Raw genomic sequence first — 15,794 nt, forward strand, 5'->3', positions numbered from 1 at the left:
GCGTTGCCGCCCGACGTTCAGCCCATCCTTCTTTCGATTCGCTCATGCCGATTGCTCCTTTCAAGCACCAGTATCGGCGACCTGATGTTTAAAAGGAAGATGCGGTTGGTGAGACGCTTACGGAGGAGTGATCGGGTTCATCGCCGGAGGAATCGTGACGGTCCCGGTATTCCTGGTCACCCAGAACTTCGGTGATCCAGGGCACTACGTCTACTACGCCTGCGAAGGAGGAAATGAGGCTTGCTCGTTTCTGGTCGGCGCCCCTTTCTGGCTCGTCGAGGGCGTCTTCTGGCGCTGGCCCAGATCGCTATTCAGTTGAAAGGCAAACGAGGACGCAGAACCGTAGCACTTTTCTCGGTCATCTCCTGGGCGGTATTGGCCGCAATCCCTTCGGGGGCCTTCCAGGGTGCCTGGCGGTCAATCGCAGTGCTTGCGTGGCGCATTGAGAGCCCGGTCATTGCATTCTTCCCAAATGCTAGTACCGCATTGAAGAGAATCCACAGTCCGATGAGTTTGATTCCGACGATGGCCAAGTCGCGATTCGCTGTTGTCATCATGTTCTCCAGTTCCAACGTCAGCGCTCAACAGGCGTCGCGTTAGCAGCGCCTGTTGCAGCGCTTTGTTCGGCTTTCCCAATTATCAGCCATGCAATAGCGTCCCATCGGAACTTGCCCTTTTCCGAAGCGATGTACAACTTCTCCATGGAGACGTTTGTGATGCGCAATCCGTGTGCGCTTAAGGCTTCATCCATTTCGCGCACCACAGTGGTGTTCAAAATGGCCGTATGGACAAGCTGGTACATGGTTTGGGTTAGTCGGTTAGGTGTCTCTGTTCCCCCCAACCACATCCAGCCATTCGCGTCGTGTCTCGTGGGGTACTTCTGAATGACCACGGTATCCTTCAACTGACGGATGACCTCCTCCTGCAACGCGCCTGTACGATGGGCAGCGCCGAGGCATACATGTTTGATGATCGGTGCTGCCTCCGCCCTATAGATGGCGTCAATAGTTGTCCTGAAGGAAGCGCCGTTCGTCTTTCCGCCCTCGCAAGGAACGATGATCCATCCGAAGTAGGGGTTTGTCTCTGCGGGTGGAGCGTGTTGGATTTGTTTCGCACGCCACAATAAAGGAGCGTTTGATTGGGCGAAGGCACTGACGCAGAGAAGAAACCAGCAACCTGTCATTGTCAAAAGTGATTTCATAGATTGCGCCATTCAGGCCCGTCCCTAATCCGCCCCCCCCCCTCGGACGTCGCGTCAGCGACGTACCGAGCAAGGGCGTGTTCGCTCAGATTTGTTCGTGCAGTTCCTCCCGTGTGAGCTGGCAGTCCCGGAGAATCTGAGCAAGGAGACCGCGGCCAATCGTCTCGCCGCGGTGCATGGGAACAACGGTGCAGCGGCCGTCCGGATGGCGGAGGAAGTGATGGCTGCCGTTGACACGAATGAGATCGAACCCAAGACGACGCAACGCCTTGAGGAGGTGCGCACCGGTGATTGCGGGAAATGTGCTCATGCCATGACTGCCACGCGCTGAACGCCCACGAACTGATTGGAGACCGGCTCCTCAACCTCCAGACACAGTTCGATGGCTTCCTTGATCCGCTTCATGAGAACGTCAAGCGACTTGGCTTGCGTGTGGCAGCCCCGCAAGGCGGGCACCGAAGCGACAAAATACCCGTCTTCGTCCTGCTCAATCACGACGTTGAATTCTCTCTTCATCAATCTACCTCCGTGTTTCAGAATCAACTCTACCACTCTATCTCGGCGCCTTCAATCTTTTGGTGGCCAACAGGGTGATTCTCGATATACCTCACACTCTTTCCTCTTTTCCAAGCACTTGCGGAAGCGTTTTGAGGCTTTGCGTCCCTGCACGGGATCACCGATATAGCTCAACCCGACCCACTCAACCCGGCCGTGACGGGGCGAAATTCACCCCGCCACGTCGGAAAGGGTACCGATAACGGGCGGGCGGGTCAAGCGGAATGAAAGGGAACGGAAGGGAGTGGAGCGGGCGAAGGGAATCGAACCCTCGTGTTGAGCTTGGGAAGCTCACATTCTGCCATTGAATTACGCCCGCAGAAGAATGGGAGAGAGTGTACCCTGCCGGACGCTTGGCGTCCAGCGGAAAATTACTTTTTGCCGTCCAGCTTGTCGGTCACGGTTCCGAAGCGGATGGTCTCGCGGGTTTCGAGGCGGTCTAGTTTGCCGTCACGAATCCAAGCGATGCGATCGGAAATCTTAAGCATCTTCACGTCGTGTGTCGCGGTGATGATCGTGCATCCGTGGTCGCGTTGCAGGGCGGCCAGGAGCTCGATCACCTCTTGGCCGGTCCGGGTGTCGAGGTTGCCGGTCGGCTCGTCGGCCAGGATCACCGAGGGCTTGTTGACCAGGGCGCGGGCGATGGCGACGCGCTGCTGCTGCCCGCCCGACAATTGCATGGGCAGGTGGTCGAGCCGGTGACCCAACCCGACCTGACGGAGCACCTCCTCGGCGGCGGCGGTGGCCTCGTCGGGAGACGCGCCCCGGAGGACGGCCGGCAGGGCGACATTTTCACGGGCGCTCATCACCGTGATCAAGTTGTAGGACTGAAAGATGTAGCCGATTTTGTTGCAGCGCACCCATGCCTGCTTCTCCTCGGGCATCTGGAAGAGGTCCTCGCCCATGAAGTGGATCGTCCCCGAGGTCGGGATGTCGAGCGCGCCGATCATGTTGAAGAACGTGGATTTGCCGGAGCCTGACGGGCCCATGATGGACAGGTACTCCCCCTCGTAGATATCGAGCGAGACGCCCTTCAGCGCCCACACCTCCTCCGCCCCGAGCGTATAGCGGCGGGTGACATTCTCGGCTCGCGCAATCACGTGCTTGGCATCACTCATGTTCGTTCCCGCTCCATCGCCTCGGGGTTAGTGGACTTCCTCTTCATGCAGGTTCATCTGATCCGGCGTGGTGACCTGGGTGATCATACCGTCCTCGATCCACATGATACGGTCGGACTTCTTCAGCATCTTCAGGTCATGGGTTGCCGCAATGACGGTCACCCCCAGATCATTGCACAATTTACGGAACAGCAGGATGATCTCCTCGCCGGTCTTGAGGTCGAGGTTGGCGGTCGGCTCATCGGCCAGCAAAATGTCCGGCGAGTTGGCCAGGGCCCGGGCGATGGCTACGCGCTGCTGCTGCCCGCCCGACATTTCGGACGGCTTGTGGAGCGCCCGGCCGCCGAGACCGACGAGATCGAGGATGTGCAGCGCCTTCTCGCGCGACTCCTCGCCATCGAGTCCCGCGAACGCCATGGGCAGCATGACGTTCTCAATGCACGACATCACCTGGATCAGGTTATACGACTGGAAGATGTAACCCACTTTGCGGCAGCGCAGCCAGGCCAGTTCGTAGGGATCGAGCTGGGCAATATCGACCTGGTCAATGTAGACCTTGCCCTCCGTCGGCTTGTCCAGTCCGCCGATCATGTTGAACAGCGTGGACTTGCCCGAGCCCGAAGGCCCCATGATCGAGAGGTACTCGCCCCGAATGATATCGACCGTCGCCCCGCGCAGCGCATGGGCTTCGGTATCGCCCATCCGGTACACCTTGTGCACATCAACGGCGCGGATGACAAAGCCACTGCGGGCCGAGGCATCGGCATTCTCAAAAAACAATTCGCGATTGAAGGCCATGCACGTGTCTCCCCTCGTCATCCTCAGACGTTTGAACGCAATGCCGAGGCCGGCACCATCCGGGCTGCAAAGTTTGCCGGGTAAATCGCCGCCGTCATGGATAACACCGTCCCCACGACCACGCACCCGGCACACGACAGCGTCAGCCGCAGATAGGGCAGTTCCTGAAACATCAGGCCAAAGCCGAAAATCCAGCCGTAGATAAGGATCGGAATCAGCGCGCCCAGCAGCATCCCCACCACTGAGCCGGCAAACCCGACGAGCGCGCTCTCGATGAGAAACAGGCGGCGGATGAAGGACGACAGCGCGCCGAGGCACTTCATGGTGCCGATCTCGCGAATCCGTTCGGTCACCGACATCAGCAGCGCGTTGGAGATGCTGATGATCGTGACGAGCAACGAGATGACCGCCACCCAGATCGTGCGGAACTTCGCCTGCTCGGCCTTCTCCTGCATCCGCGCCATCTGCTGCTCGGTCTCCGGGCCGAACAACAAATCACGCTTCACGCCTTCGGGTGCCTGTCCCGCATAGGTGCGGCTCTCGACGGCATCGAGCATGCCGATGCGCGTCATGCCGCGCGTGAGATCACCGAGCGCGTGGGGAGCGGCCGCGTCCTGACCGAGCACCACCAGCAGATACGCCCCTGCGCCCACGTTCTGGGGCGTGCAGGACACACCGCGCTTCGTCCGTCCACCGGTGATTCGGATCGCCTCAAACGGCATCGCATCCAGACGATCCAGAAAAAGCTGCTCGGTGCGATTCATCGCGCCGCACACCGCGACCGCCAGGATCTTGCCCGAGGCCGACCCGACTTCGCGCTGGGTCAGCGACTCCATCAACGTCACAATCTGCCGGGTTTCCTTCTCGCGGGCCAGCGACGAGCTGATCAACTGGCCGGCTACATTGCTCATCAGGAACGCAATGCCCAACACCACGCCGCTCACCGTCACCAGCGAGCGGCCCAGGCGGATGCGAATGCCCTGTATCGCGATCTGAAGCGCCCGGCTCATCGGAAGCCTGACTTGTCTGCCTATCTGTTCTCTCATACCAGCACAACCTGTTTGTTGTCGAAATCCATGATCCTGCGTTGACCCTGCGCGTCTAAAACAGCGTGCCCGACACCGCGCTCTTGATCAAATTGCACGCCACGCCGATCAGCGCAATCAGCCCGACACCCGTCCCATATCCGGCCAGCAGCACCGGAACCATCTGCAAGAAACGCTGCGATCCGAACTTGCGATGAAAATAAAATTTCCCGATCAGTGCGCCAATCACGATGAAAATGAATCCATGGGGCATCCCGCCAACCGAATTGACAAACCCGAAAATGGCCATGATCGGCAATCGAAAGATGGTGAGGACAGCAAAAACGATCAGCGAGAAGGAGAACGAGCCGCCAATCACCCACGGATGCAGCGCCTGGAAAAAGAGCGGCTGGCCGCCCTCAACCTCGAGGGTTGCCGACCACATCAGCATGGTGTTCTTCGCGTTCAGTTCCCACATCTTCTGGGCAAAGGGGTAGAGATCCGACGGGATCACACCGCTTTTCCAGATGAACGCCCAGAACAACAGACTGAGCACAAACGCCAGCGGCAGGGTAAGCGCCGTGGACTTCACATAGGAGAAGAAGTTCGTCCCCGTCAACTCCTTGGTTCGGAATGCGGCCGACTGACCGGCAAACTGATCCACCGGGATCGGCGCCATCCAGATGTCGATCCCCTTGTATCCTGACAGAATAATCGCCGCCTCCTTCAACATCGGGATGGTCGCCGCCTGGCCGCAAATGCCAATCAGCCGGGCGTCGATATAGGACATAATCGGCGTGTACACGAGGGTGAACAGGAGGAGGAAGTAGACCGGAAACTCAGGCACCAGCCGATTCGAGACAGCCACAACGCAGAACGAGGCGACCACGTAAATGGCCACGGCTATCCACGGCGAGAAGTCGCCGCGCCCGGGCGGCGTCGCCCACAGGCTCTTGCGATCCCGGTTGCGCGCACCCGCATCCCGTTGATCCTTCTTGCTTTTCCGGAGCATCCGCACGACATCGCGCCCCGTCTGATAAAACGAGATCATGGCGATGCTCAAGGTGACGCCCAGTCCGAAACTCCACCAGAAATCGATGGAATTTCCAAATGTCGTTGAGATGGTGTCCATGCCCGGCTGCCAGCGGGTCAGTATCCCGAGCTTGTACAGAATGGGGTTCAGGATGAGCGTCAGCACGAGGCCGCACCCGGAGCCGACCACGGCCCAGAACGGAATGATCATGCCGGCCAGCAGCAAGCCGAGGTCGATGACCATGCCAAACGGCGTGGCCGGCAGCACGCCCTCCGTGAGCCGCGTCATGTCATACCACGGCAGCGGCAGAATCAGAACGGGCTTGTTGAGCAGCGCGCCCGTGACCAACGGGACACCGATCTGGATGATGCCGAAGCACAGCCCCAGCACCGATCCCAGCGAAAACACCTTCCATTTCCAGGTCGCCTTCTTCTCGCCCGCTTCCGCTAGCGCCATGGCACCGCTAGCGGAGACAGAGGCCATGGGAAAGGGAAGCCGCTCGATGTCCGACGTGACGCGGAAAAAGAAATACCCGAGGGTGTAGCTGCGCAGCGTTCCGATGATAGACAAGAAGATCATCAGCATGATCGGAATGAGCCAATCGGCATGGAACAGATTCCGCTCCAGAATCGCGGCACTCGTGGGTCCGGGCGCATACCAACTGGGAAACTTGCCGATGAGGCCCATGTCACGCGCCGCATCGGAACGGATCAGATACTGTCGCCAGATCAGGTCCGCGATCGGACCGCCTGATGACATGGCCCCCGCCACGCCGAGCAGCACGACCAGCTCCTGCTTGCTCAGGGTCTTCATGGCGCGCCGGGTCACTTCCGAGAAGATGATCAGGGTCACCCAAGACGCGGCGATGCCGCCGCCGGTCATCAGGCTCAGATAGATCGTGCCGGGCATCATCAGCAACCCGCAAAACAGGGCGCCGACGACGGTGACCCAGGTAAACCCGTTTTTGAATTCGGAGGGCTCGTCGATGATCGAGCGGTACATCTCCAGCTCGGCATCGCCGCTCTTCCGTCTCTGCTCATCCGCCATGGGACTCTCCCTCCGCTCGCGCGTTCTGGATCAACGTCTTCGCTTCCGCATACATCTCGCTTCGCTCCTGTTCCGTTGCCGCCCGCCAATTCAGAAACTGCTTGCGCAGCAGGCTCATGAACGGCTTGATGGTGCGCTCCCACGAGGCGGTGGTGCCGCTGAGGCGAACCATGCGGACCCGGGCGATGAACTCCTGCGTCTCGGCGTCGGTGGGCAGCAGAACCTCGACCCGCTGCGAAACCCCGAGGTCATAGGGCTTCAGCCAGACCGTCGCCACAACAGCGGGTATGGCGCCCACCTTCGCCGCATCGCCGGAACACGGGCGCAGAACGACCTCGGGCTTCGACGAGAAGAATTGCCCGGCCCCTCCCTCGCCATGCGCGTCGAGCCAGCGATGCATGTAGCTGAGGACCGCCACGCGGTCATACGGCGTGAACGTGAACGGCAGGTCAAATTCCAAGGCGTCATTCACGATGGGAGGCATCTTCCACTCCCGGGTTTCGGATGGCGCGGCCAGCCTGGCGGCGCTGCGCGCGGGAATGATGGTCGACAGCAGAACCGAGCAGACAATGGCCAGCGAGGCGTAAATCGTCTCGATCGAGCTGTAATTCATGTTCATCCCCCGCGTCAGGTTCAGGGCGGTGAGCGCACGGCCGACGCCCTGGCTGAGCAGGTACCCCATCATGGCCCCCACCACCGCATACACGGCCGCCTCGGCCATGAACATGAAGAAGACGTGATTCGGGGCAATGCCCACGGCGTTGTAGACATAGATCTCCCCGCGCCGTTCGTAGACCGATCCGCGCATGGTGCTGAAGACCGTGAGCGCGGCAATGATAATCGGTATCAGAATCTGCAACACGCCTTCAAACGTCTTGGCCCGAATCCGCGAGCCGTAGTAGGCAATGCCCTCCACGCCATAAAATGCAGGCTCGGCGACACGCTCCAAATAATCGTCCACCAGCCGCTTCTGGTCGCGGAAGTCCACCGGATCGAGCGTCCCGGCAATCTGCGGCATCGTGTACGGCGACTTCGGGAAGGCGATCTGACACGACATGATCTTCGCCTGTTCGTTTTTCGGGGTCGGGTGCTTGTTGACCACGATCACGTCGCCGCCCAGCAATCGCCGCACATCCTCGGGGAGAATCGCCGCGCCCGTCTGATCGGTGCCCAGGGCCTGAATGGAGTTCAGGTCATAGGGAAGGATGCTCTTGCCATCCATCCCCACATATTCCGTCAGCGTGATCGCATCGATGATCCCCGTCACCTGATAGGCTTCGCCCCGTATCTCCACGACCACATTGGTCAGTCTGAGATCGTCATCGCTGATGTCCAGCGCGCGCGCCACCGTGTCGGGCACAATCACCGACGGCATCGAATTGTAGCCGGCGGCCACAGCCGCCTCGCGCTCGGTCTTGGTTTCCGGAGGCCGGACAAACCACCGGCTGTTCGCGGTGAGATGCTTGTCGAGGCCCGAGAACATCGGTTCGCGCCACTCCATCATCACCGAACCGCTGACTTTGGTCCTCTTCTTGATGATTCGCTCGCCGAGCGGGTAGGCGCGGTCAATCTCGATTTCCGGATTCTGCAGCGCGTTTGGATTCAGCGGCGACACCAGCCAGGAGTGGACGGTCACCGGGTAGCGTCGCGCATAGAGGTTGCGAATATTGCCGACCTCACCTTCGGTCAACGGCAGAAATCCGCGTTTCTGAATCTGCAAGCCATTCCACGGCGTCCGCCCCGTCACATTCTCGATGTTCACCAAGTCGGATGAAACCGAGGTGAAGCAGATCATCACAAACGTAATGAGGATCAGCGTGATACACGTCAGACTCGTCCGCACCTTGCGCCGTCGCATGTTATTCAGTCCAAGCATAAAAGCGGTGCCGATCACGCCGCTGCGATTGATGTCGGCGCCCTCGACCCGGCCCTCCTTGCTCCGCAGTTCTTTGATGTTCTGCTTGAACTTTCCGGCCACCATGATCATGACGATCAGCGTCAACAGGAACATCACGAAACCGATCAGGATCATCAGGGATGAGCGCACCATTTGAAACGCCGGGTGCATCACGCGCAGGAGGCCGAAGACCACGAGAAAGACTGCGGCCATCGCCAGCAACTGCCTGCGGATATCGGTGAATCCGAAGACCAGTTTTTCAAAGAAGAACACAAACGGAACCAGCAACCCGAGATACCAGATAATGCCATGGACGGCCTGGGAGATGCGCGACCGGATGACCGGATGGTTGTTGATCGCGTAAGACAGACTGCGCCCGGCATTCAACAGCGCATCCAGATTCAGGAATTTTGCCCGGTCGCCACGGGCCTGATCCAGCCAGCTGTGTCCGCGCTCGTAAAATTCAAGCATCCGTTCATCCGCCATCCGGTAGGCCTTCTGTAATTGTAATCGCCGCCCGTGCGTGAAGAGCATCGATTCGGCGGCATCGAAATGGATGAATCGGATCAGCGCGGTGTCCGCCGCGAGATAGCCACGCCCCTGGATGTCTGACTCCACGTTGCGTTTCGCCGGATCGGGGTCCACGTTCAGCATAAACGCGCGGTAGGTCTGGACCTGCGGGTTATCCGGAGATCCGTCGAGCAACCCCACATTGAACCGGAAATCGGGCGACAAAAAGATGCCGGACCCGTCGGTGCGCATCTTCGACGGCGCGGAGTACCCCTGGCTCGCCAGAAAACTGACGCCGGCAAACGACCGCATGGTCCGCGGGTTAGACCGATCAGGAAACCCGACATGTGAACAACGGAACATGGCGATGTTGACGAGTCGCGCGCCATTCAGCGAGGCGGCCATGAGGCCTGTAATCGCCTCGGTCTGAAACACCCCCTGCGCCGACAACCCCGCGTCCTTGAAATACATCACCCGCCCTGAATCGTCATACCGTGCCGCATCGGCGCGCGTTCCCGCGCTGAGAATCGCCTCACGGTGGTAGAAGCCGTAAGGGTTCACCGCCAGCGGCGGATAGAGATGGACACCCGCCGTCTGGGTCACCGAGGGTTGAAATCCACTCACCACCCTCACAAACGTGTTGGCGACCATCGGATGCGAGGGCAGCATCTGGCCGGTGCCGACCGTGCCGAACGCATAGCCTCTCCATTCGGAAATATGACCCTTCCGATCCAGGGGAATCTTCTGAAATTCAAAGCGCCCGTAGGCCGTTTCCAGCAGAACCGGGGCGAGCACCTCCAACTGACTCACCGGCACCCCATGCGCCACGGGCCGGATCTCGTTCTCCGGGGTGCCGATTTTTTCCGGCTTAAAGGCGTAGTTATCGACCGAAAAAGCCAACTGCCCGAACAGTGTCCAGGCCATCGAGGCGCGGACAGGTCCGCCGACCGACCGGTTGGGCGACGCGCGGCTGCCGCTGGCATCCGCCTTGCCCCAGTAAATCACCGACCAGCTCGGCTGGTCGCCCGTGCGCGGAACACGATCCTGAAGCGTGTTGGCCAGCAACGTGCCGATCGGCTCGACCTTCGGGCCGACGTTGGGCATGCCCGTCAGCAATGCGATGTTCTTCGCGCCTGCCGATCCTCCGGAGTTGAGCAGCAGATTGATTGTGAACGTCTTGGCGTACCGCTTGAAGATCCCCCGGACGGCATCGCTATCCGCCGCTTCCTTCAGCGCTTGCCGGTGATACGCGGCGACCTGATCCATATAGCGCGCGAGCTTCTCACGAATCCCCCACTCCCCGAAATCCGAACGATCCGCCATCCGAGGCAGCGACATGGAGACCAGATTGCCGGCGCGATCCGCCGCGATCTGGTCATTGCGCATCGCGCGCAACAGAGGGTGTTGGTTCTCATCGGCCTTGATCTGCTCCGGCGTGGCGGTCATCACATCAAACCCGTCCCGAAAGATCGGGCTTCCCACGCGCAAATAGGCCAGTCGAGACTGCAGCGCCCGCTCTTGCGGCACCAAGGCGATTTCACCGGCGACGGTCACGACGCACTTACTCATCCAGGCCCGGAACGCCGGATCCTCGGCCCGCCACCACTGTGACAGGACCGACGTCTGACCCTTCCCATCATCCGACCGCCGCCACTTTGCGTCATCCGCCAGAAGCGCGCTGGCCTTCTCCGCCCAGGCCAGTTTCTGGATGTCATCCCGTTTCCGGGCTTCGAACCGCGCGCGCCGCCGGTCGTCGCCATAGGTCTCCCCCGCCGCCGTCATCATCTGGCACGCCCCGGCCATGGCCTGACCCTGCCCGGCCAGCGCCACGAATACCACATCACGCGCCGTCTTCCCCGCGTAGGGCGCGAACGCCTCGGCCAACTGAAGCAGGGAGGCCAGCGCAATCGCCTCTTCCCCGCCCGGCGCGAGTTCTGGAACGACGGAGTTAGCATCGTAGTAGGCCGTCAGCACCAACGCATCGGGATTCGATCCATCGCCTTTCAGCACGCCGATGATGTTGCGCGCCTGTTTTTCCACGAACCGGGTTTTACAGCGGATGGTCACGTCCTTGCCGGCATGTGCGGCTATCGCGCCGCGCGCGTAAAAGCGCGGAAACGGCTGCTCATCCGTGCTCAGCATCCAATCCCATGTGCCACGCGCATCCGGACTGCTGCGCAGCTTCAATGAGGTCTCGTCTTCATAGACGATCACGGCGGGCACGCCGACGCTCGCCAGGCTCATCCACCCCCCGGCGGATCCCAGGGTCGTCATCATGATCGATCGCTCGGGGTCGAACCCGTCCAACCGCGACAGCGAAAATTCATCCAGCGCGACTAGGCGCGCCCGGATGCCCTCATCGGGAAGCGTCTGGGGCGTCAGTCCCGAAGGAGCGAACGGATACAGCGTCACGCCTTCGAGCGGCCGGCCATCGGCATCGACAATTTCGCACAGTACCGTCTCCGGAACCACAACCGAAAATTCCTGCGTCACGGTTTCGAGTCCGGCGCGGCGGAAGGATTCGGCGATCAACGCCTCCGTTCGGTAAAAGCCCGCGCTCCCGGTCAAACGCGTGTTGGCCCGCGTATCCGAGCCCCGCGTGGCCGCGGCGATCGCCGACAGCGTGTCCTGGAAGCGGTTCGTCGTCAACGAGGCGAGCAGCGGCGCCACGTCACAGTGCCGCGTAAAGGCCGCTTTCGGTTTGCGCGTGGAAGGCTCGGCGACGCGGACAAACAGGGCCAGCAACGCGACCCCGATGACCGCGAATATCGCGCCCACAATGACCTGATCCACCCAGTTCGCCTGCTTCAACTTGCTCATGGTAACCCGCTGTAGATATTGGTGACGCCGTTGGCCCGCAAGATGAGCCCGATGCCATCGAACAGGATCATCGAAAACACGCACGCGATAAACATGCCGACGCAGAACGGCACCAGCGCGCTGCGGATCGCCCGCGCGCCGCCGATCTTTAAGACGATCCAACGAATGGCCCAGGCCAGAAAAGCCGGCAACCAGAATGCGCCGTGAATCGGCGCCGGGCTCGCGCCGCCCATCATGTGGCTGCCTGCCAGCACGTAACCGAGCGGATGAATCGGAAACCACATGAACAGGCTCCGCAACACGGCCAGAACGACCGTGATCACCGCCCCGATGGCAAGCCCCTTGGCGTCCGGGTTCGACACCACGTTCATGCAGGCGGTCTCCGGCTTGAACAACGAGCCGGTCGTCATCGCCCGATCGGCCGCCATCTCAGCCCCCCGGTAGGCGCCGAAATACCAGTTCTGACTATAGGGCCACGAGACCTCCATCGAATCGGCCCCCAACCCATAGGCCCAGCACAGCACCGTAAAGCCGCCGATCAGCACACCGCCGAGCACCCCGATCCACAGACCGATGTTCATCTGCCGCGAGGAGACGCGGAAGTGCTGTCCCAACTCCACCATCTCCACTTGGATCGGCGCGATGAGCAGGAAGCACGCCGTCGTCATGAACCCCGACGCGATCGTCGCCACCAGCATGCCCGTGGTCCCGAACATGGCAAACCCGCCGACCGCCGCCACAAACTGCATGCCGAAGTAGGGCGTCAGGTAGGCCGCTGGTGAGCCGCATTCCGCCCGGATCTTGCTCGTCGCGAAACCGAGCACCATCATGTAACCGAAGAAGAGCAGGCTCGCCTTCACACCCATCCCCGTCCAGAATCCCCACCACGCCAAGAACACAAACGAGAGTGCGACCAGCGCGAGCGACACCCGGTGCTCGCGCGCCTCGGCTGCCCGCGTACCCGCCTTCGCCACCGAGGAGAACGCCAGTTTTACCGTCTCCAAGAGGTGCCGACGCCCGACATACACCGCCAGCAGCGCATACGCGATAAACGCGCCCATGTTCTGCTCGAAACGCCACGGGTAGCTCGGGAACCGGTTCATGTTCAGCGCCGGCCCTGCCAAGTTCCAGAGCTGAAACAGGAAGAAGCACGCCCACAGCGAGAACAAAACATCGGTCTGGATCAGCAGGGCGACGGACAGAATCGTCAGGCACAAGACCGGCAGCGTGACATCCTTCAGGTAAGCCTTGACCAGCGGACTATCCACGAGCTGCGCCAGCGGCGTCTGACTCCAACTCAGGTCCGGAATCGCCGGGTTGTAATAGTTGAGGCCGCGAAGAAGCGCAAACAGAAGCGCCACGCCGAACCCGATCCAGGCCACGCGATTACGCAGCAGCGCCCACCCGCCCGCCGCAGTGGTGGCAAAGAGCTGCTTGGGCACCACGGTTAGCGGAAACGAGAACCGCTCGTTCTCAACCCACTGCCGCCGCATCAGCATGTTGAAGCCCATAAATCCCGCAAACATCGCCGCGATCAGGACCGACCACGCCACCCCCGGCAACACCCATTGCCGCAGCGGAATGAATCCGGTCAACAGATAGCGCAACCCCGAAAGGCTCATCAACGAATCGGGACGCACCACGGTGTTGTCATGCTCGTCGCCAGCCAGTGCCGCCAACTCGCTTGCCCGCACCACCCGCCGGCCTGAATAGAGGCTCTCCACCGCCTCCACATTGATGAATTCCACATCGTAGATCGCCATTCGCCCAGGGCCCGTCAGCCGGATCATCATCTGCATACGATTCTGAAGATCGGCCGGAACCGCATACGGCGTCACCCCGATGCGCTCAAACCGGCCGGGTTGCGCCAGCGTCGGGCGCGTTTCGGCCGATGAGACGTAGAGCATCCGCTCCGCTCCGTCGTCCGCGCGCGAAAAGACCATCACGGACGATCCGCGCTGCAGGCCGTCCGTTCGCAGCAGCAGCGAGAGGAGGTGCCGCTCGCCGGGAATCAAATTGTCACGGCCCGAGGCCGTCTGTCGCGGCAGGACGAACGCGAGCTCAGCCACCTCCCCTTCCGCTGCCTCCAGAACAGGCGCGCGCACCCGGCCGAACCGCCCGGCGTCAATCGTCTCAAACCCTTTGAGGCCCCGCACATCGAACCCATCGAGGGTCTCCTGATCGAACCGCCCATTCTCCACCAGATTCGGCCCGTGCGGCCAGAGCATCGACGGCAGGCTCTCATACGACTTGAAGTCCGCGTTGTTCGGAATCGCGACCAACAGGCCCGTGATCCGCCCCCACAGCCCCTGCGTCATCAACGGCGCCGATATCACCAGCGCGGCATACACCACCACCAGTTCGGCGGCCCGCAGCCGCAACGTCCGCCGCAGCAGCGCCAGCCCCCCGCACAGCGCCATCACCACCAGCGTCACGGCCACTGCGCTTCCCGCAGGGGAGTTCTCAGCGATCATCCCGTACCGGTCATAACGCTCGGCATACGAGATCCATGCCGCCTGCAGAAAAACCGCAACCAGCATCACCACCAGCGACCGCAGAGTCAGCCCCCGCGCCGGGCCACCTTCATCAGCCATCCGCACACCTCAAATTTTTTTGGATTGGAACTGTCATTAAAACCAAAAGTGGCGCCGGTTGTCAATCATGCTTTAATTTTAGAATAACTGTCCGCTTGTCATTACCGGTTGGATCGCGTAAAATAGCTCCCTTTTTTGCCACTAGGAACAATGGAGCTTCTCATGGCCGATACCGCCTATCGCATTGCCCGCGACCTTTACGCCGAACACGGCGTCGACACCGAAACCGCGCTCGCCACCCTGGCGCACGTGCCGATCTCCATGCACTGCTGGCAGGGCGACGACGTGACCGGCTTTGAACGCTCCGCCACCCTTGGCGGCGGCCTCGCCGCCACGGGCAACTTTCCCGGCAAGGCGCGAACCGCCGACGAACTCCGCGCCGACATCGAGCACGCCATCACCTGCATCCCAGGCCCGCTGCGGCTGAATCTGCACATGCTCTATGCCGAAACCGCCCGCCCCGTCGACCGCGACGCGCTCCAGCCCGAACACTTTGCCACCTGGATCGCCTGGGCCAAGGCCCACACCCTCGCCCTCGACTTCAACCCCTCGTATTTTGCCCATCCCCTCGCCGCGTCGGGATTCACCCTCTCCAACCCCGACCGCGCGATTCGGGAGTTCTGGATCCGCCACGGCATCGCCGCCCGCAGGATCGCCGCCGCCATGGGCAAGGCCCTTGGCACCCCCTGCATGACGAATCACTGGATGCCCGACGGCTACAAGGATACCCCGGCCGACCGCCTGGCTCCGCGCCAGCGCATGCTCGAATCGCTGGACGCCGTGTTCGCCGAGCCGATCCCGGCCGACTTGAACATCGATGCCGTCGAGAGCAAGCTCTTCGGGATCGGTGTCGAGTCCTACACCGTCGGCTCGCACGAGTTTTTCATGGGTTACGCCGCCACCCGCAACAAATACCTCTGCCTGGATGTCGGCCATTTCCACCCCACCGAGACGATCGCCGACAAGCTTTCCGCCGCGCTCCTCTTCGTCCCGGGCGTCTTGCTGCACCTCTCCCGCGGCGTCCGCTGGGATTCCGACCACGTCGCCACGCTCACCGATGACATGCTGGCCATCTTTCAGGAGATCGTCCGCGGCGGCTTTCTCCCGCGCGTGGCGGTGAGCATGGATTATTTTGACGCCTCGATCAACCGCCTCGCCGCGTGGATCATCGGCATTCGCAACGCCCGCAAGGCCCT

The 15,794-nt window shown here is 61.3% G+C and carries 11 protein-coding genes and 1 tRNA gene; 1 reads left to right on the plus strand and 11 read right to left on the minus strand.

Translation table 11 applies throughout. The features are described 5' to 3' along the window. Positions 1–311 precede the first annotated feature (311 nt). The 11 genes from FJ222_08885 to FJ222_08935 all read right to left on the minus strand — a co-directional run bounded on the left by FJ222_08885 (position 312) and on the right by FJ222_08935 (position 14,598). Positions 312–572: a hypothetical protein gene (locus FJ222_08885; GenBank protein MBM4164535.1), complete on the minus strand. Its 261-nt coding sequence runs from the start codon at positions 570–572 to the stop codon at positions 312–314. Positions 573–574: 2 nt separating this feature from the next. Continuing rightward, positions 575–1,201, minus strand: coding sequence for a hypothetical protein (locus FJ222_08890; protein MBM4164536.1), 627 nt, complete (start codon positions 1,199–1,201; stop codon positions 575–577). Between the two features lie 85 nt (positions 1,202–1,286). Next, positions 1,287–1,511, minus strand: a complete 225-nt coding sequence (locus FJ222_08895) for a type II toxin-antitoxin system HicA family toxin (GenBank protein ID MBM4164537.1) — start codon at positions 1,509–1,511, stop codon at positions 1,287–1,289. Beyond that, positions 1,508–1,717: a type II toxin-antitoxin system HicB family antitoxin gene (locus tag FJ222_08900; protein MBM4164538.1), complete on the minus strand. Its 210-nt coding sequence runs from the start codon at positions 1,715–1,717 to the stop codon at positions 1,508–1,510. Before FJ222_08900 ends, FJ222_08895 begins: the two co-directional genes overlap by 4 nt. Positions 1,718–2,001: 284 nt before the next feature. Continuing rightward, positions 2,002–2,075 (minus strand) — tRNA-Gly (locus tag FJ222_08905). A 52-nt stretch (positions 2,076–2,127) separates the two neighbouring features. Further along, positions 2,128–2,874: an ABC transporter ATP-binding protein gene (locus FJ222_08910; protein ID MBM4164539.1), complete on the minus strand. Its 747-nt coding sequence runs from the start codon at positions 2,872–2,874 to the stop codon at positions 2,128–2,130. 27 nt (positions 2,875–2,901) lie between these two features. Beyond that, the gene (locus tag FJ222_08915; GenBank protein ID MBM4164540.1) at positions 2,902–3,576 is read right to left on the minus strand and encodes an ABC transporter ATP-binding protein; all 675 of its coding nucleotides are present in this window, start codon (positions 3,574–3,576) and stop codon (positions 2,902–2,904) included. Between the two features lie 119 nt (positions 3,577–3,695). Beyond that, entirely contained in the window at positions 3,696–4,394 is a 699-nt protein-coding gene (locus FJ222_08920; protein ID MBM4164541.1) for an FtsX-like permease family protein, read from the minus strand. 379 nt (positions 4,395–4,773) lie between these two features. Next, positions 4,774–6,777 carry a peptide transporter gene (locus FJ222_08925; GenBank protein MBM4164542.1) on the minus strand — a complete coding sequence of 668 codons (2,004 nt, stop codon included), beginning with the start codon at positions 6,775–6,777 and terminating at the stop codon, positions 4,774–4,776. Then, positions 6,767–12,004, minus strand: coding sequence for an FtsX-like permease family protein (locus tag FJ222_08930; GenBank protein MBM4164543.1), 5,238 nt, complete (start codon positions 12,002–12,004; stop codon positions 6,767–6,769). Before FJ222_08930 ends, FJ222_08925 begins: the two co-directional genes overlap by 11 nt. Continuing rightward, positions 12,001–14,598: a hypothetical protein gene (locus FJ222_08935; GenBank protein MBM4164544.1), complete on the minus strand. Its 2,598-nt coding sequence runs from the start codon at positions 14,596–14,598 to the stop codon at positions 12,001–12,003. The genes FJ222_08930 and FJ222_08935 overlap by 4 nt, the downstream gene beginning before the upstream one ends. 162 nt (positions 14,599–14,760) lie before the next feature. On the opposite strand from FJ222_08935, the gene FJ222_08940 reads away from it, so the two are divergent. Further along, positions 14,761–15,794: L-rhamnose isomerase (locus tag FJ222_08940; protein ID MBM4164545.1), on the plus strand; the 1,034-nt coding region annotated here is incomplete at its 3' end.

The organism is Lentisphaerota bacterium (assembly GCA_016873675.1).
Taxonomy (GTDB): domain Bacteria; phylum Verrucomicrobiota; class Kiritimatiellia; order RFP12; family JAAYNR01; genus VGWG01.